This is a genomic window from Acidiphilium sp. PM, assembly GCF_000219295.1.
Lineage (GTDB): Bacteria > Pseudomonadota > Alphaproteobacteria > Acetobacterales > Acetobacteraceae > Acidiphilium > Acidiphilium multivorum.
In genome coordinates, this window is the sequence record NZ_AFPR01000019.1 from 22678 (window position 1) to 39405 (window position 16728).

General features: G+C 63.1%; 16 protein-coding genes and 1 pseudogene. 13 read left to right on the forward strand and 4 right to left on the reverse strand.

From position 1 onward, the window contains the following. Positions 1 to 79: 79 nt before the first annotated feature. A complete protein-coding gene (locus APM_RS20075; protein WP_083818640.1) occupies positions 80 to 538 on the reverse strand; it encodes an Lrp/AsnC family transcriptional regulator in 459 nt (152 codons plus the stop codon). Between the two features lie 94 nt (positions 539 to 632). Here APM_RS20075 and APM_RS00655 point away from each other — a divergent pair, with 94 nt between their 5' ends. Both APM_RS00655 and APM_RS20080 read left to right on the forward strand, forming a co-directional pair. Further along, complete coding sequence (locus APM_RS00655; protein WP_007421424.1) at positions 633 to 944, forward strand: cupin domain-containing protein; 312 nt, start codon at positions 633 to 635, stop codon at positions 942 to 944. Positions 945 to 1048: 104 nt separating this feature from the next. Beyond that, positions 1049 to 1800, forward strand: a protein-coding gene (locus APM_RS20080; RefSeq protein ID WP_138919129.1) for an IS5 family transposase whose coding sequence is annotated in 2 segments (ribosomal slippage) — positions 1049 to 1379 and positions 1379 to 1800 — 753 coding nt in all. Because the reading frame shifts where the segments join, the coding sequence is not laid out codon by codon here. A gap of 158 nt (positions 1801 to 1958) precedes the next feature. Here APM_RS20080 and APM_RS00670 read toward each other — a convergent pair. After that, the gene (locus APM_RS00670) at positions 1959 to 2837 is read right to left on the reverse strand and encodes an AraC family transcriptional regulator (protein ID WP_007421427.1); all 879 of its coding nucleotides are present in this window, start codon (positions 2835 to 2837) and stop codon (positions 1959 to 1961) included. A gap of 177 nt (positions 2838 to 3014) precedes the next feature. On the opposite strand from APM_RS00670, the gene APM_RS00675 reads away from it, so the two are divergent. The 10 genes from APM_RS00675 to APM_RS00720 all read left to right on the forward strand — a co-directional run bounded on the left by APM_RS00675 (position 3015) and on the right by APM_RS00720 (position 13911). Continuing rightward, the gene (locus APM_RS00675; RefSeq protein ID WP_007421428.1) at positions 3015 to 3938 is read left to right on the forward strand and encodes a DMT family transporter; all 924 of its coding nucleotides are present in this window, start codon (positions 3015 to 3017) and stop codon (positions 3936 to 3938) included. 533 nt (positions 3939 to 4471) lie between these two features. Then, on the forward strand, positions 4472 to 5896 hold the full coding sequence (locus APM_RS00680; RefSeq protein WP_007421429.1) for an MmgE/PrpD family protein: 1425 nt from the start codon (positions 4472 to 4474) through the stop codon (positions 5894 to 5896). Then, positions 5868 to 7109 (forward strand): 2-methylaconitate cis-trans isomerase PrpF family protein, encoded by a 1242-nt coding sequence (locus tag APM_RS00685; RefSeq protein WP_007421430.1) that lies wholly within the window; start codon positions 5868 to 5870, stop codon positions 7107 to 7109. Before APM_RS00680 ends, APM_RS00685 begins: the two co-directional genes overlap by 29 nt. Positions 7110 to 7112: 3 nt before the next feature. Continuing rightward, a complete protein-coding gene (locus APM_RS00690) occupies positions 7113 to 7871 on the forward strand; it encodes a phosphosulfolactate synthase (protein WP_007421431.1) in 759 nt (252 codons plus the stop codon). Between the two features lie 10 nt (positions 7872 to 7881). Then, the gene (locus APM_RS00695; RefSeq protein WP_007421432.1) at positions 7882 to 8820 is read left to right on the forward strand and encodes a TrmB family transcriptional regulator; all 939 of its coding nucleotides are present in this window, start codon (positions 7882 to 7884) and stop codon (positions 8818 to 8820) included. Then, complete coding sequence (tcuA, locus tag APM_RS00700) at positions 8798 to 10324, forward strand: FAD-dependent tricarballylate dehydrogenase TcuA (RefSeq protein WP_007421433.1); 1527 nt, start codon at positions 8798 to 8800, stop codon at positions 10322 to 10324. The genes APM_RS00695 and tcuA overlap by 23 nt, the downstream gene beginning before the upstream one ends. A gap of 58 nt (positions 10325 to 10382) precedes the next feature. After that, positions 10383 to 11381, forward strand: coding sequence for an ABC transporter substrate-binding protein (locus APM_RS00705; protein ID WP_007421434.1), 999 nt, complete (start codon positions 10383 to 10385; stop codon positions 11379 to 11381). Between the two features lie 3 nt (positions 11382 to 11384). Continuing rightward, entirely contained in the window at positions 11385 to 12221 is an 837-nt protein-coding gene (locus APM_RS00710) for an ABC transporter permease (protein ID WP_007421435.1), read from the forward strand. Further along, positions 12221 to 13048 (forward strand): ABC transporter permease, encoded by an 828-nt coding sequence (locus APM_RS00715; protein ID WP_007421436.1) that lies wholly within the window; start codon positions 12221 to 12223, stop codon positions 13046 to 13048. Before APM_RS00710 ends, APM_RS00715 begins: the two co-directional genes overlap by 1 nt. Continuing rightward, on the forward strand, positions 13045 to 13911 hold the full coding sequence (locus APM_RS00720; protein ID WP_083818641.1) for an ABC transporter ATP-binding protein: 867 nt from the start codon (positions 13045 to 13047) through the stop codon (positions 13909 to 13911). Before APM_RS00715 ends, APM_RS00720 begins: the two co-directional genes overlap by 4 nt. Here APM_RS00720 and APM_RS20085 read toward each other — a convergent pair. Beyond that, positions 13810 to 14523: a transposase gene (locus tag APM_RS20085; RefSeq protein ID WP_241763083.1), complete on the reverse strand. Its 714-nt coding sequence runs from the start codon at positions 14521 to 14523 to the stop codon at positions 13810 to 13812. The genes APM_RS00720 and APM_RS20085 overlap by 102 nt on opposite strands. 229 nt (positions 14524 to 14752) lie before the next feature. Next, a pseudogene (locus tag APM_RS00730) lies at positions 14753 to 15316 on the reverse strand (IS630 family transposase); the annotation flags it as partial. A 78-nt stretch (positions 15317 to 15394) separates the two neighbouring features. Between APM_RS00730 and APM_RS00735 the strand changes: the two are divergent. Further along, positions 15395 to 16272 (forward strand): IS5 family transposase gene (locus APM_RS00735; RefSeq protein WP_138919130.1). Its coding sequence is split into 2 segments (ribosomal slippage): positions 15395 to 16040 and positions 16040 to 16272, totalling 879 coding nucleotides; the frame shifts between segments, so codons are not numbered across the junction. Positions 16273 to 16728 lie beyond the last annotated feature (456 nt).

Genomic DNA, 16728 nt, shown 5'->3' on the forward strand with positions numbered 1-16728 from the left:
TGGGGCTGGCAACGGCAAGCCCACGAAGGGCACTGTAAAAGGAACGTTGCTCGAACCAATCTCGCTTTTTGGGCGATGGCTATGGCAGAGCTGACGTTTGTGCTTTGTGCTCGGAAAGAATTACGGTCGTTTGAACCTTGCGCACACCGGGAAGGGCCTGCAGCTTGTCCGCCAGGTCGGACAAGGACGCAGCAGATGCCACTGAAGCGACGAGAACGGCATCCTGATCACCTGCTATTGAATAAACTCGTTCGACCACCGGCCATGACAGGAGTTGATCCACCACAAGGCTGCAGGGTCGAACAGCGATCGAAATTGTAATCAGGGCCGATATTCCGCCATCCACATGGGGTGCCAACTCCGCCGAATAGCCCAGGATGATGCCGTCGCTTTCCAAGCGGGCGATCCGAGCCCGAACCGCCGTCCGGGAGAGTTTGAGTGCTCGCGCGATTGAGGCTGTCGAGCGGCGTGCGTCATGCCGCAGGAAGCCGACGATTTTACGATCAATCTCGTCTAATCGCTTGCCCAATCGGTTCATTGCGCACTTTCGAAGTGTCGCCAATCACGACGTTTCGCAATCTTGTCCATATCACGATGCTATAGCATCTCCCGGACGTCAGGAGGAGATGGAGATGAACATCGTCGAGGCAGATACGTTCACGGGTAAGCGGGCTTGGGATGCGATCGCAATTGCTGAATTGGATGGATTCACCGTGCGGCTGCATTGGACCGACAAGCCCTATATTTGGCATGTCAACGATGGGCCGGAAATATTTGTCGTGCTGGACGGAATAGTTGACATGGAAGTCGGAAAGGACCGAGCAGAACGGGTATTGAGGCTGACTGCGGGTTCCATTTTCTATGCGGAAGAAGGCGAAGCTCACCGAGCCGTACCGACTGGGGCAGCGCGCGTGCTGGTCATTGAACGCACGGGAAGCGTCTGACGTCGGCTACTCTCCGCGCATCACCACAGCCTTTAGAGGACGTCGTCTAGGGCATGTGGGGATTTAGGATTCCCATTTGGGCGTGGCTGTGATTCACGCTGTGAATGGAACGATTTGTACTGACGGACGCCCAATGGGCGAGGATAGAACCGCATTGTCTTGGCAAGGCGAGTGACCCTGACCGCAGCGGCCGGGACAATCGGCTGTTTCTGGAAGCGGTGCTTTGGATTGTCCTTACTGGCAGTCCGTGGCGTGATCTGCCTTCGATGTTTGGCAACTGGAGCACGGCCTACCGCCGGTTCAACGACTGGCGCCGCGCTGATGTTTTCAAACGGATTTTCGACGCGGTATCTGATGAACCCGATATGGAATACGCCATGGTCGACGGCACGATCGTCAAGGTCCACCGTCACGGCCAGGGCGCAAAAGGGGGACTCAAAGCCAGGCCATAGGCCGTTCCAAAGGCGGCATGACAACCAAAATTCTGGCGCTGACGGATGCCTTGGGCAACCTTGTGCGCTTTCGTCTCATGCCGGGCAATCGCTATGACAGCATCGAGGTCCCGCCACTGATCGACAACGTCGAATTCGGTGGATTGATCGCAGACAAGGCATTCGACAGCAACGCTCTGGTCGCAGAACTCAACGAAAGAGGCGCCAGGATCGTCATTTCCCAGCACCCGGCCCGGGCACTGAAGCTGAAAATCGACCACGAAACCTACAAATGGCGTCATCTGATCGAGAATTTCTTCTGCAAGCTCAAGGAGTTCAAACGCATCGCCCTGCGCGCCTGCAAAACAGACCAGAGCTTCCAGCCAATGATCCACCTCGCCGCAGCCGTCATCAACTCACGATGAATCCCCACAAACCCTAGCTCAGCAGGCGCCGATGCGTCGGCAACTCCGGGCGCCGGCCCATCTGGTCGGCCTTGCCTAAAGCAGCCAATATTAGCATTTCCAGTTCTGGAGGGCGCATTGCGGACACCAGGCGGCCATTGGCGCCACTCTGCCGACATTCATATTCCCCGCACAAATTGCCCGGGCGTCACGCCGGTCATCTGGCGAAATCTTGCTGTGAAGTGGCTCTGACTGCTGAAGCCACAAAGTGCAGCCACATCGCTCACCGCCATGCCGCCCGAGAGAATTTCTTTTGCCCGTTCGATCCGGCAGCGAAGCACGAACGCGTGCGGACTCTCGCCCGTGGATCGGCGGAATGCCCGCGCGAAATGGTGGGGACTGAGCCCAGCACAGGACGCAAGATCCATGACTGAAAGGGGAGCTGCCAGGTGGGCTGCGATGAATTCGGATACGCGTCGTAGCGCCGCTGGGGAAAGTCCGCCCCGGGCTTCCAGCGCCCGAGGCCCGCGTTCGGTTAAACGACTGATGAGATACGCAAGCAACGTCTGTGCGGCATGGCTTATCGCCACTCGCTCTGACGGCTCGTTCCAGTCGAGAGGTAACACGACCTGACGCATGACCGATTCGATCACCGGGTCCTGGAAATAGGGAACATCCAGAAGATGCACTCGATCAGGATCGGCGTCGATAGTGGCAACGACGGCACGGTCGAATGCCTGTCGCGAGATGTAGAGGTGCAGCATGCGGATTGGGCCACTGACCTCCCATTCGGAAGAAGCTCCCCGCGGCATGAGGCAGAGGCTCCCCGGTCCGAAGCTGGGCACAGCGGCCTCTCCAAGCCTCCGCCGGAACGCGAGACCACCCGAAACGTACAGGCTCAGCGTGTGATGGCTCGGCGTTTCGTATCGCGCCGTCGCGTCCTCATTCCGATCCCACAATGCTCCGGCGAGGCCGTCGCCGAACGTGGCGGCAGCTCGAAGCGGCACGCCTGCGTTGGCGAGATGGTCGTAGACTGAGTGGCCGGCAAGATTGAGCATTGCGAATGCGTTCCCTGGACGCAAAGGACCAGAGCGCGGCGGCGCCAGCAATAGTGTCTCACGCGGGGCTGATAGAAAACAGCAAGAATCTGACAACCGCAGGCCGAGCCTGACAGACAGGACTGCAAGATCGCTCCATGATCGGGATACGCCAATCGCTTCCGGAGTTGTGACCATATGCAGGTGTTCCTGTTCCTAATTGTTTCGATCGCGTGGGGTCTCACCTGGTATGCGATTCACCTTCAGCTCGGTCTCACGCCGGATGTGGTCTCGGTCTTCTGGCGTTTTGCGCTTGCGGCTGCGGGCACGTGGTTAATCCTGTTGGCGACCCGGAAAGTCAGGCGGGTCCGCCCACGGCAGCACTTCTGGTTCGCGGCGATGGGCCTGACGCTCTTCTCGGGAAACTTCCTCCTCTTCTATTCTGCGGAACACGACATTCCGAGCGGGTTGGTTTCCGTCATTTTCAGCATGGCGACAGTCTTCAACGTGCTGAACCAGTGGCTTTTCCATAAAATACGCCCCGGGTGGCGCGTTCTGGTAGGCGGAGTATTAGGTATCGCCGGAGTGGGGCTACTCTTCGCAGACCAAGTCACGGCACCGGGTGGAACCCACTACGTCCGGGGTGTGCTGTTGGCCATGGCGGGAACCTGCTCGTTTTCGTTGGGAAATCTTGCCTCACGCCGCGCAACGGCCGATGGCACCAACCTGCCCAATGCAATCGCTCGCGGGATGAGCTGGGGCGCGTTGATCCTAGCCTCGGTGGTCTTCATCGGTGGCTACAGATACATGCCGCACGTCTCGGCGGCCTATTTGGGTGGCCTGGCTTACCTTGTGCTTATCGGGTCAATCGTTGGTTTCTTTGCCTACCTGTCACTCGTTGCCAGGATCGGCCCGTCGCACGCTGCCTACGTCACGGTTATTTCGCCGATCATTGCGCTCGTTTTATCCTCCATACTCGAAAGCTATGCCTGGACGTGGCGTGCATTGCTTGGCGTGCCGTTCATCTTGGCGGGAAACCTCGTGATTTTTGCGCCGATACCGCTCGCGGGAATTGCCAAGACTCCCGCTTTGGAAACCCCAGACAGAGTCAATTCTACTTAACCCCCTGTGTCCGCTATCCTGCAGGTCATGCCCAAAGCCGGACAAGCCGGAATCCTGGAAAATTTTGGGCGCCGAGAGCATACGAAAGTCCCCTGGAAGAACGCACCCGCCATCAGCAGGCATCGTGCCCCCCGTTTTTCACGTCGGCTTGGGCCATCATCTCCTGGTGCGACTGCCGACCACCAATGGCAGCTTACCTAGTTTTTCCACTCCAAAGCCGCCAGTGCGCTCCCAGAGAATGGCTGAACCTAGTGGACGTTCACGCGTAGCGGACACGCGCTCGTATCCAGCTAGCCGATAGGCCGAGGTTAACTCGAGCAATCCTGAAAGCCGTAGCTGACGAATACGTAGCTCGATGACTTGCTACTCAAGACGCAGTGATTGCGGTCCCCTCGAATGCAGCGACCGGATCGTTGGTGCGTATGCGGACAGGTCAGATGTGTCGACACACAAAAGGTGGACATAAAGGGGTTGCATGCCTCTCGGATTTTGGTAGTAGTGATTACAGCGACGTTCTGCGCGGAGGAAACAAAGTGGACCAGGGACTGCTTGATCGCCAGGCCGATGAAAGCCGGATCGCCGGATTGACAATGCGCTACGCCAGGCATCTCGCTGGCCTGCGCTACGAGAATCTGCCCGAAGAGGTCATCCTCAAGGCGAAGACAATCATTCGCGACGGCGTGGGTAACCAGATCGCTGCCTCCGCCATCGCCGAACCCGCCGCCCGCATGGTCGAACTGGTGCGTGGCTGGGGCGGCAAGCCCGAAGCCACGGTCACCGGCTACGGGCTGAAGGTGCCGGCGCCGATGGCTGTGCTCTGCAACGCCATGCTAGGTCACGGCGTCGAACTCGACGACGCACACGGCTCGGGCCTGATCAAGGGCGGCTCGGTCATCATATCCCTCGCGATGGCGAGTGCCGAGCTTGCCGGCTGCTCGGGCAGAGAGCTCGTCGCCGGCGTCGTTGGCGCCTACGAAATCGCCGTGCGCATCGCCAAGGCGATCAATCCCGGCCACCGCCAGCGCGGCTACCATACCACCGGTACCGTCGCCCTGCTCGGCGCGGCGGCGATGGCGACGAAACTGCTCGGCGGCGACGAGGAACAGATCGCCTGCGCCATCGGCCTCGCCGCGATGCAGTCCGCCGGCATCCAAGCGTATCTCGACGATTCCTGCATGGCCAAGCCTTTCAGCCCCGGCAAGGGGGCGATGAACGGCATGATGGCCGCGATCATGGCGCGCAGCGGGTTCACCGGCCCGCGCAAGGCGCTTGAATCGCGCGAAGGCTTCCTCAACGCCTTCACCAGCCGTTTCGACGCCGCCGAACTCGTCGAGGGGCTGGGCACCCGTCACGCGATCATGGAAGTCGGCTTCAAGCCACATGCCGCCTGCCGCTATGCGCATGGCCCGCTCGACCTTGCCCAGGCTGCCTATTGGGAGGACGGCGCGCGCCTTGCCGAGGTTGAACGGATTAAGGTGCACATGAGCGAGCTGGCGATCCGCCAGGCCTCGAAACTGCCCTGTCCGAACCTCAATGTGGCCATGGGCAGCACCCAGTTTGGCATCGCTCTCGCTCTCGCCCTCGGCAGCAACGGCCTGCGCGATTACTGGGCCGGCTTCGAGATGCCCGAAATCCACGACGCCGCGCAGCACCGCGTCACCCTCGTCGCCGAGCCGGCATTCGGCCTGGGCGGCCGCCAGGCGAGGATCGAGATCCGGCTCAGGAACGGGCAGACAATCCACCGCGAATCCTCCGAGCCGCGCGGTGAGCCGACCAACCCGCTCTCCGCCGAGGAGCTGGAACGCAAGTTCATCGGCATGGCCGCTCTCACCATCGACGACGAGCGCGCCACCGAACTCAATCGCACGCTGATGGATATCGAAACGCTCGAAAACGCTTCGATCATTCCCGGCATGACCGTGGTGGCCGATGGAAAGCCCGCACTCCGCGCCGCCTGAACCCATCCGGGTCAGCTATCCGCGGCAAAGATCCCTGCGCTGCCTGTTCATGCGCGGAGGATCGAGTCGCGGCGGCTTCTTTCTCGGCGAGGACCTGCCCGCGGACGAGCGCGAGCGCGGCGCTCTGCTGCTCGCCGCCTTCGGTTCACCCGACATGCGGCAGATCGACGGCATCGGCGGTGCAGATGCGTTGACAAGCAAGGCCGCGATCGTCGCGCCGTCGACACGCCCGGACGCCGATGTCGACTACACATTCTGCCAAGTCTCGCTTGACTCGGCGCAGATCGGCGTCGGCGGAACCTGCGGCAACATGCTCGCCGGCGTCGGCCCGTTCGCGATCATACGCGGCCTCGTTCCCCCCACAGCGCCGGAAACCACGGTCCGCATCCATGCGACCAACACCGGCCAGGTAATCATCGCGCGCATCCCGGTCGAGGACGGGCTGCCCGCGATCGAGGGGGATTGCGCAATTCCGGGCGTGCCCGGCACCGGGGCGCGAATCGGCCTCGATTTCGGCGACTGCTCTGGCGCGGTCTCCGGCCATCTGCTGCCCACCGGTAACGCGTATGACCGCATCTCCCTCGACGGTGTCGCGGCCGCGGTCTCGCTGGTCGACGCCGCGACGCCCTTCGTCTTCGTCCGCGCGTCCGATCTCGGCCGGAAAGGCACCGAGAGTGCAGCCTCCATCGCCGCCGACGAGGAACTCCTCGCCCGGCTCGAAGCCGTGCGGGGCTGGGCCGCCACCGTGCTTGGCCTCGCCGCCTCACCCGGGACCGCCCGCGCGGCGAGCCCTAACGTCCCGCGCGTGATCATGGTCGCCCCGCCGCAGGACTACGAAACGCCCGAAGGGATGATCGTCGGCGCCGGCGACGTCGATCTCTGCGTGCGCCAGATGTCCATGCAGCGGCCGCACAAGGCGCTGGCGGTCACCGGGTCGATCTGCACCGCCGTCGCCGCCGCAGTCGCAGGCAGCGTGATCGCCGAATCCGCCCTGGGCTGGCGCGGCGGTCCGATCCGGCTCGGCCATCCCGCCGGTGTGCTTCGCGTCAATGCCGACATCGCGGCTGAGGGCGAAAAGTTCCACATCCGGTCAGCCGAGGTCGAACGCACGGCGCGTCCGATCATGGACGGGGTTCTCTACGTTCCCGCGGCGAAAATCGAGGCGCTTGCCCGCGTCGTCACCATCTCCGGCGCGAAGCCGGCGGGAGACTGAGAAATGGAGCTCGCCCTGCCCCGCCATAATCCAAAGCCTCGCGCGCGCGGAATCACCGCGATGATCGATTTCGGGCCTGACACGTTCGGCTGGACCGGTCCCGCAGCGATCCACGACCTCATCGCCTGCGCCGGCGCCTATATCGACTACGCCAAGATCTACGCGCTCAATTCCCTGCTCATGCCTGAGACGACGGTGAAGATGATCGTTGCCACCTACGCCGATGCCGGCATCATGACCTATAGCGGCGGCATCTTGTTCGAATATGCCTGGCAGCGCGGTGCGCTCGATGAAATGCTGTCGCTGCTCGAACGCATCGGCATCCCGATGCTCGAAATCTCCGAGAACTACGTGACGCTCGATGACGACGAGCGGCTTCGGCTCATCGAACGATTTCAGTCCCGCGGCTTCGAAGTGATCTACGAATTCGGGCGCAAGAATCCCGAAGCCGCCTTCACGGTGCAAGAGCTTGGCCGCCTCGTGGCCGACGTGACGGACGCGGGCGTCGCCCACGTGATCGTGGAACAGAGCGAGATCGACATGCTGGACGCGGACGCGATGAGGACGCTCGTGCGGCAGGACTGGTTCGCCAGCCTCCTGATCGAAACCGACCCCTACCGCTTCCCGCAGCAGCACGCCGAAATGCTGAATCTCTACGGTCCTGAAATCAATCTTGCCAATGTCACTCCCGGCCAGGTGCTCCGCCTCGAAGGGCTCCGCCAGGGGATCGGGCGCGCCGTCAATTACCGGCTGATGGCCTGAGACGGGCGCGATGGGAACGAACACCACACCGGCGATGACCGACCTGATCGAGCCACTTCGCAGCCTTGGCTTCACCGACTACGAGGCCCAAGCCTATATTGCCCTTCTCCGCGAAAGTCCCGTCACCGCCTACCAGGTTGGCAAGCAGACCGGCCTGCCGCGCGCCAACGTCTACGCGGCGCTCGAAACCCTGAGCAAGAAGGGCGCCTGCCAGCCGGTCACCGAGAACCCGGTGCGCTATGCGCCGGTCCGCCCCGAGGTGCTGTTTCCCCGGATGCAGACCGGCTTCGAAGCGCAGTGCCGCCGCGCCGCCGAAATACTGGCCGAGATCGACCGCCCGGACGGCGAGGAACATGTCTGGTCGCTGCGCGGCACCGAGGCGATCCACGCCAAGATCGCCGGCATGATCGCTTCCGCGACCCAGCATGTCTGGATCAAGGCGCACGAACGCCTGCTGCGCGACCATCGTCCCGCGCTTCTCGCCGCGGCCGAACGCGGCGTGCAGGTGGTCCTCATCGTCTTCGGCGATCCCTCGGTGGTCGACGAATATCCGCTTGCCCCGCCCAGCCGGATCTTCATGCACGAGAACAACGGCATCGAGGTCGGGCTTGGCTACACGCTCGTCACCGTCGCGATCGACTTTGCCGAGGCGCTGACGGTGAACACGGCGGAAGGCGGCATCGGCGCGCACACGCGCAACCTGCCGGTGGTCACACTCGCCGAGAGCCTGATCCGCCATGAAATCTACGTCGCCGAGATCTTCGCGCGCTTCGAACGCGAGCTCGACGCCGAATTCGGCCCGGCGCTGCTGCGCCTGCGCCAGAACTACCTGCCGGCCCCTCAGGCGGCCGCGCTCGACCGGCTGATCGCCGAGCGGCGGCGCCGGAAAAAAAACAAGAACGGAAAACAAGAAGAGGAAACGGGACATGGACGCGCCATGGCCAAATGAGGCGGAGATCGTCGTCGTCGGTGCCGGCAACGCCGCGATCTGCGCCGCTCTCGCGGCCGCCGAGACGGGAGTTGTGCCGCTGGTGATCGAGGCCGCGCCAGAGGCCGAACGCGGCGGCAACTCGGCCTACACCGCCGGCGCGATGCGATTCGCCTATGCCGATCTCGACGAATATGCCGAAGTGATCGACGAACTCAGCGAGACGGACCGGCGAGACGTCGATTTCGGCCGCTACACCGAGGATCGGTTCTTCGACGACCTGTTCCGCGTCACCGAAAACCGCTGCGACCCGGACCTCGCCGAAATGCTGGTCCGACGCAGTAGGGCTACCCTGGCCTGGATGCGCCGGCAGGGCATCCGCTTCCAGCCCAGCCTTGGCCGCCAGGCCTTCAAGGTGAACGGCAAGTTCCGCTTCTGGGGCGGCGTCGCCTGCGAGGTGGTCGGCGGCGGTCCCGGCCTCATTGACATGCTGTATGCGGCGGCTGGCCGCGCAGGCATCCGCATCGCCTACGAGACCCGGATGGTCGGGCTCGAGACCGATGATGAGGGTATCTGCGGCGTCCGCATCGAACATGGTGGACGGCGCCGCACCATCCGCACCCGCGCCGTCATCCTCGCCTGTGGCGGCTTCGAATCGAACGCCGAAATGCGGGCGCGCTATCTCGGCCCGGACTGGGACCTCGCGAAAGTCCGCGGCACGCGCTTCAATAACGGCGAGGGGATCAGCAGCGCCCTCGCGATCGGGGCGATGCCCGCCGGCCACTGGTCCGGCTGCCACGCGGTCGGCTGGGACCTGAACGCCCCCGCCTTCGGCGACCTTGCGATCGGCGACCAGTTCCAGAAACACTCCTACCCATTCGGCATCATGGTGAACGCTCGCGGCGAGCGCTTCCTCGACGAGGGGGCCGACTTCCGTAACTACACCTACGCGAAATACGGCCGCGAGATCCTGATGCAGCCGGGCATGTTCGCCTGGCAGGTGTTCGACGCGAAGGTTTCCCACCTGCTGCGCGACGAATACCGGATCCGCGAGGTCACCAAGGCCAGGGGCGATACGCTCGAGGAACTGGCCGCCGGCATGGAGGGGGTCAACGCCGAAGGCTTCCTGCGCACGGTTGCCACCTTCAACGAAGCCGTGCGCGAGGACATAACGTTCGATCCGAACGTCAAGGACGGACGCGGAACCGCCGGCCTCGCCGTGCCGAAATCGAACTGGGCCAACACGATCGCCGAACCGCCTTTCGTCGCCTACGCCGTCACCTGCGGCATCACCTTCACCTTCGGCGGGCTGAAGGTGAATACCGAAGCGATGGTCGAGAATGTCGCGGGCGTGCCAATCCCCGGCCTGTTCGCGGCGGGCGAACTGGTCGGCGGCCTGTTCGCTTTCAACTACCCTGGCGGCTCGGGTCTCACCTCCGGCGCCGTGTTCGGCCGCCAGGCCGGTGAATCCGCCGCCCGGCACATCCTCGCCGCGCGGGAAGGACGCCGTTCCGCCGCCCAGTAGGAACCCGTGCATCGCATCCGAAACAGGATCACCAGAAGCCAGAACAAGGAAACGTCCCATGACCCAGCTTCTTTCCCGACGGAAATCCATGACGATCGCCGTCGCCGCGCCGGCGGTCGTGATACTGCCGCGCCTCGCCCGCGCGGGCCTGCCCACGGTTCACTACGCGATGCAGCGCGTGCCGGAAGATTTCGTCTACCGCGCCAGGAACTGGGCAGAACCCTACGGTGTGCATGTGGCCGGGACCGTCTCGCCCTCGGGGGTACAATCGATGCAGGCATTGCTCTCCGGCCGTTCCGATCTAGCCGACAGCGGATCGGGGCCCGCACTTAGCGCTTTCGGTCACGCATCCGGCGCACTCGTCATCGTCGCCGCCACCCATTCCGGCGGCCAGCGCCATGAGCTGATGGTGAAGCCCGGCGCGTCCTACAAGTCGCTCGCCGACCTCAAGGGCAAGCGCATCGCCATGCCGGTCGGTTCTGGAGCCTATATCATCTTCGAGCTCTATCTTAAGGAGAAGGGCTGGAAGAACAGCGACTTCCTCATCGTCAACATGAAACCCGGGGACATGGGGTCAGCCCTCGCTTCGGGCCAGATCGACGCCGCTTTGGTCTGGGAGCCGACTCCCTCGATCCTGGTGACCAAGGGCATTGCCAAGGTCATCCAGAGCTTCGGCGAGGTCAGTTCCGATCCGTCGCTCCTCATCGCGCGAAAGGCCTTCGTGGAGAAACATCGCGACGCCGTGGTGCGGGTCCTCGCCTCGATGATCGACATGTATCGCTTCATCAAGACGGACCCGACCGGTGCCGGCAAGCTCGCCGCGAAGGTCGCCGGCGAGAGCGGCGCCTCGGTCAGCCCCGCCGCCTTCACTCGCGCCTTCAATCATATGACCTTCGACATGCACATCACGAAGGCCGATATCGCGGCACTTGAAAGGGTCGGCGATTTCATGGTCAGGGAACACAAGATCGCGAAAGTTCCCGATTTCGGCAAGCTGATCGACCCCGAGCCGCTGCGCCTCGCCTTCACTACGGCCAAGGCCAAGGAAAAGCACTGAACCATGTCCGGTGCAGCCAGCATGGCGGGGCATGCCAGGGGACGGTGGCGTCCCTCGCGCAACATCTGCATTGGTGCCGCCTCGGTCGGGACGGTCCTTCTCCTCTGGCAGACCATGTCCAGTCTCGGCGTCGTGCCCACCGTGCTGCTGCCCGGGCCGGTCACGCTTGCCCGTCAGGCCGTCGTGCTCGCCGGGCAGGGCGGCGCGGTGCCGTTCCAGCTCGAACACGACATCACCCTGACTATGGTCCGCCTGCTCGGCGGCTTCGCCTGCGCCGTCGCTCTTGCCGTGCCGCTCGGCGTAATCTCGGCCCTGTGGCCGCCGGCCGGCAAGCTGCTCCAGCCAGTCTTCGCCGTACTAATGGCCGTACCGGCTATCGCCATCGTGCCGATCCTCATGCTGATCACCGGCATCGGCAACGCGACCGACGTAACGGTCGTGATCTTCACCGCCTTTGTGCCTATCGCGGTCTACGTCCATGAGGGCGTGAAGCTGGTCGACAGGCGCTACTACTGGACCGCCCGTTCCTTCGGCACCCGCCCAGTCGACGTCTTCCGCCACATCCTACTGCCCGGGATCGCCGTACCCTTGATCGCCGGACTGCGCATGGGCATGGGCTATGCTTGGCGCTCCCTGATCGCGACCGAAAGCCTGACCGCGTTGTCCGGTGGCCTCGGTTACTCCATCTTCCAGGCCGCCCAGTTCTTCGACACCCGCACGATCTATCTCTACATGGTCGTGATCGCGCTGCTGGGCTTCGGCATCGAAGCCCTGTTCCGCCATGCCGAACGTCGCACGGCGATCCGCTGGGGCGTAATTGCCTCGGGAGGCAGTCAGTGATGCAGCCGGCCCACGCTCGCGGTACCGCCTGCGAACCGCCCCGCCGCGGCCGCCTCGCCGGCTTCGTCCGGCGCCATTCCAACCCGCTGATCCTGATTGCACTGCTCGCAATCTGGCAGATGCTCGTCGGGTTCGGCCTCGTCCACAACCCAGCGGTCCCGAGCCCGACCGCGATCGCGCACAGCCTCTGGAAAGGCTTCCTTGGGCCGCACCACATCCTCGCGATCGCCACGGCCGCTACACTCGGCCGCCTCATCCTCGGCTTTGCGATCGCGCTCCTTGCCGCCTCGGCGCTGGGTCTGCTCGCCGGAAGGAACGACGACATCGCCGCCGCGCTCAATCCACTGGTGGCACTCTGGATCCCGCTGCCCGGGATCGTGACGATCCCCGTGCTCTCGCTCTGGCTCGGCGTGGGCCAGGCGGTGATCGTCTGCACGGTCATCTTTTCCGCCTGGATTCCGCTCTATCTCGGGGCGCTGCAGGGGGCCCGCTCGGTCGCCGCCCGTCAGCTCTGGGTCGCACGCTCCTACGGCGCCACCCGTTGGTCGACCGTCTGCCACATCATTGTACCGAGCGCGCTGGTGCAGATGCTGCCGGCGCTGCGCGTCGGAATGGGCTATGCTTGGCGTGCAGTGATCGCCGCCGAGATCATCACGCAGCACGGTGAAGGGCTTGGTGTCACCATCTTCGCGGCCCGTCAGTTCTTTGACGTGGCAACGATGTATGCCGGCGTTATCCTGATCGCGCTCCTCGGGCTCACTATCGAGAAGATACTGTTCCCGCAGCTCGAACGCCGCACACTTAAGCGTTGGGGGCTGGTCGTATGAACGCCAGGACGCACGAAACCGAAGGAGGACTCGGCACGATGGACGGAAGCGTCACACCGGTTCAAGAAACCGGCCTCGCCGCAGGCCCGATTGTCGTCGAGGCCCGCAATCTCCGCAAGGTCTTCACTCCGCAGGACGGCAACCCACCGGTCGTCGCCGTCGAGGACGTCTCGTTCCAGATCCGCCGCGGCGAGTTCACCGTGCTGCTCGGCCCGAGCGGCTGCGGCAAGTCAACCACGCTATACATGATCGGCGGCTTCGAGAAGGTGAGCGGCGGCGAGTTGATGCTGCACGGCAAGCCGGTTGCGGGACCGGGACCGGACCGAGGCATCGTCTTCCAGGACTTTGTGCTGTTTCCCTGGCGCACCGTGCTCGGCAACATCATGTTCGGCCTCGAGATGATGCGCCGCTTCGACCGTGCCGAAATCCGCGCCCGGGCCGAGCATTACGTCCAGCATCTCGGGCTGGCCGGCTTCGAGAACGCCTACCCGAGCACGCTGTCCGGCGGCATGAAGCAGCGCATCGCGATCGCCCGCACGCTTGCCACCGAACCCGAGTTCATGCTGATGGACGAGCCCTTCGCCGCCCTTGACGCGCAGACGCGAGACCGGCTGATCGCCGACCTTTCACGGATCGCCGGGGAGCAGAACACAACGTTTGTCTTCGTCACCCACGATGTGCGCGAGGCGATCCGGCTCGCCGACCGGATCATCGTCTTCTCGCCGCGCCCCTCGCGCGTCGTCCAGTCAATTCAAGTAACCCTACCGCGCCCGCGTGACAGCTACGATCCGCGACTGCTTGAAATCGACCGCGAGCTGCGCTCCCTGATCGGCCGCCATGCGCCGGATGATCCGGCCTCCTGAGATACGGGATACTGGCTTTCGCCGTACAGAGGGCTGGTTTTTGGGCCCGCCGCTTTCGCCGGCTCGGCCGTCATTGACGTTCGCCAGCGTCACCGAGACTTTCTCGACCAGCGCCGTGCTGGCATCAGCGCCGACATGGGCTTTGAAGCCGTGGATGGCGGGTCGTCTCTTATGCTTGACCCAGCGTCCTTCGCCATCGTCCTTATTTGCAGAAGCAATGATCGTCGTATCGACCAGGGTGCCGGTCTTCACCGTGATCGCCTTCGCTTTCAGCTGCGCAGTGATGGCCTCGAACAATCCACCATCGAGCCGGCATGCCACCAGCAGGCGGCGAAAGCGCACGAAAGCTGTCCGCTCGGGCGTCGTCTCCAACCGCGCAAAGCCGCAGAACCAGCGGAACGAAGCGCGGCCATCGAGAGCTTCGGCGAGTTTGACGTCGGACAGGTCGTGCCACATCTCCAGGCGCAGTGCCTTGACGATTGCCAGTGGCGGCCAACCGGGTTCACCTTTCCTTACCGGATGGAGCGGCCCAAGCAGATCAGAGATCGGCTGCCAATCAATAAGTTCTGACGGCGCGTCGAGCGAAGACGCGTCGCGTTCTGGTCCCGCCATGGCAAGCAGTTCTTGGCCAATCCGACGTCGCGCCACTGAACCTCTTCATCTCCGAACGGCAACAGAGAATCAGCAACCCGAACCGCTGTCTACGCCTATCCGCGCACAGGTCTCTTATTTCGGCTTTCGGACCATGCCGAAGGGCGCCACACTGACCAGGATGGGTGCGGAGCCGACGGGTCGGCCTCTCGACGCTGAAGGCTGGAAGCCGGCCTGGAGCACGTCCAGTTTAATCTGGTTCATATCCTGCGGCGCTAAAATAGTTGGCGCACTCGCGTGGTGAGAATTGGTCGATGAGTTTTCCGACCGTGTCCCAGAGTGCGTTGATCGTTCTTTCCGCCTTGGCTCGCAGCATGGCCTTAAGCTTTGAGAAGGCGTTTTCAATCGGGTTGAAATCCGGCGAGTATGGCGGGATGAACAAGAGCGTCGCGCCGGCCTGTTCGATCGCGTCGCGCACGCCGGCGGCCTTGTGCGCCGGCAAATTGTCCATGATCATGACATCGCCCGGCGTCAGGGTTGGGACCCGCACCTGCTCGACATAGGCGCGGAACACGGCACCGTTCATGGGGCCGTCGTAGACGAAGGGCGCCGTCATGCCGGAAAGGCGTAGCGCGCCGGTGAAGGTTGTCGTCTTCCAGTGGCCGTGCGGCACGCCGGCCCGGCAGCGCTCGCAGCGTGGCGCTCGGCCTCGCAAACGGGCCATCTTCGTCGATAGCCCGGTCTCGTCGATGAAGATCAGCTTCGCCGGGTCGAGATCGACCTGGCCGTCGAACGAGGCACGGCGACGCTTCAGAGCCGGACCGAAAAAGATAGTTGAACGATTTCAGTAGGTTGTGGTTCAGTTCGTTTGCGAAGACGGACGGAGACGACGATGACCTGGACTGAAATCGCTCGGCAACGATATTGCCGGGCCGGATTGCGCTACGCAAGTGACCTTACCGATGCCGAATGGGCCTTGATCAAGCCGTTCATGCCCCCACTGCCGCATAGAGGTCGGCCTCGAACGGTGGCGCTGCGGCGGATTATGGAGGCCATTTTCTACATGCTGGCGACCGGCTGCCAGTGGCGGAGGCGGCTCAAGGTTCCGCCTGCGGAGCAGGTGGAATGCCGCCGGAGGTGGCAGATCCCGAAGGAATTCGCACCGTTCACCACCGTGCAGGGCTATTTCTACCGCTTCTGTCGCGATGGCACCCTCGATCGTATCAATCACGTCCTGGTCATGCAGGCGCGGGAAGTGGCCGGACGCGGGCCGTCGCCCACAGCCGGTGTGATCGACAGTCAGTCGGTCAAGACTACCGAAGCCGGCGGGCCGCGTGGGTTCGATGCCGGAAAGAAGATCAAGGGGCGCAAGCGCCACATCATCACGGATACAATCGGCCACCTCGTCGGCGCCGTCGTTCACCATGCCGGCATACAGGACCGGGATGGGGCGCCCGACGTGCTCAAATCCGTCAAATCCCTGCATCCCTGGTTGCGGCATGTGTTTGCCGATGGCGGCTATGCCGGTCCCAAACTCAAGGGAGGCTCACCAAAATCGGCAAATGGACCATACAGATCGTCAAGCGCTCGGACGCCGCCAGCGGGTTCGTGCTCCTGCCGCGACGCTGGGTGATAGAGAGAACCTTCGCCTGGCTCAGCAGATGTCGGCGCCTTGCAAAGGATTTCGAAGCCACCGTTACCAGCGCCACCGCATGGCTCTTCCTCGCACATATCCGCCTGCTCACACGAAAAATCGCCCGTCACAGATAGCCACACTGCCATTCAGATTCAGGCTCTAAGGAAAGCGGCAGACATCGAATTACAACATCGGCGCATTGATCCGTTACCTATAGATTGGGCGAGTTGGCTTGAGAGGAACTTCGCACAAGTCTGGTCTGCGATATGGTTTCGCGACCCATAAACGAAGTATAACGAGCGGCGTAGGTTTCGGGTCACTTGAAATTTGGTCTCAAGGACGCATTCAGTCGCGTTGCTGTAGACGCTAGTCAGCGTTAAACGTCTGCTCCTGAGATCCTGCCCGAAGCCTGTCTTTGCCTGAAATGGGTCGAAAGCGCCTGTCGCATAATTTAGGATTTATGCGACAAAGCATATTGTCGCGGTGGATCAGTTGAGATGGCGGCCTTGTCGGTACGCCATACCAAACCTGCCCGCCTGCTCCCGGCCCAACCCCCGGGCCTTGCTCACCCGTGCAGACCGGGTGCCTCA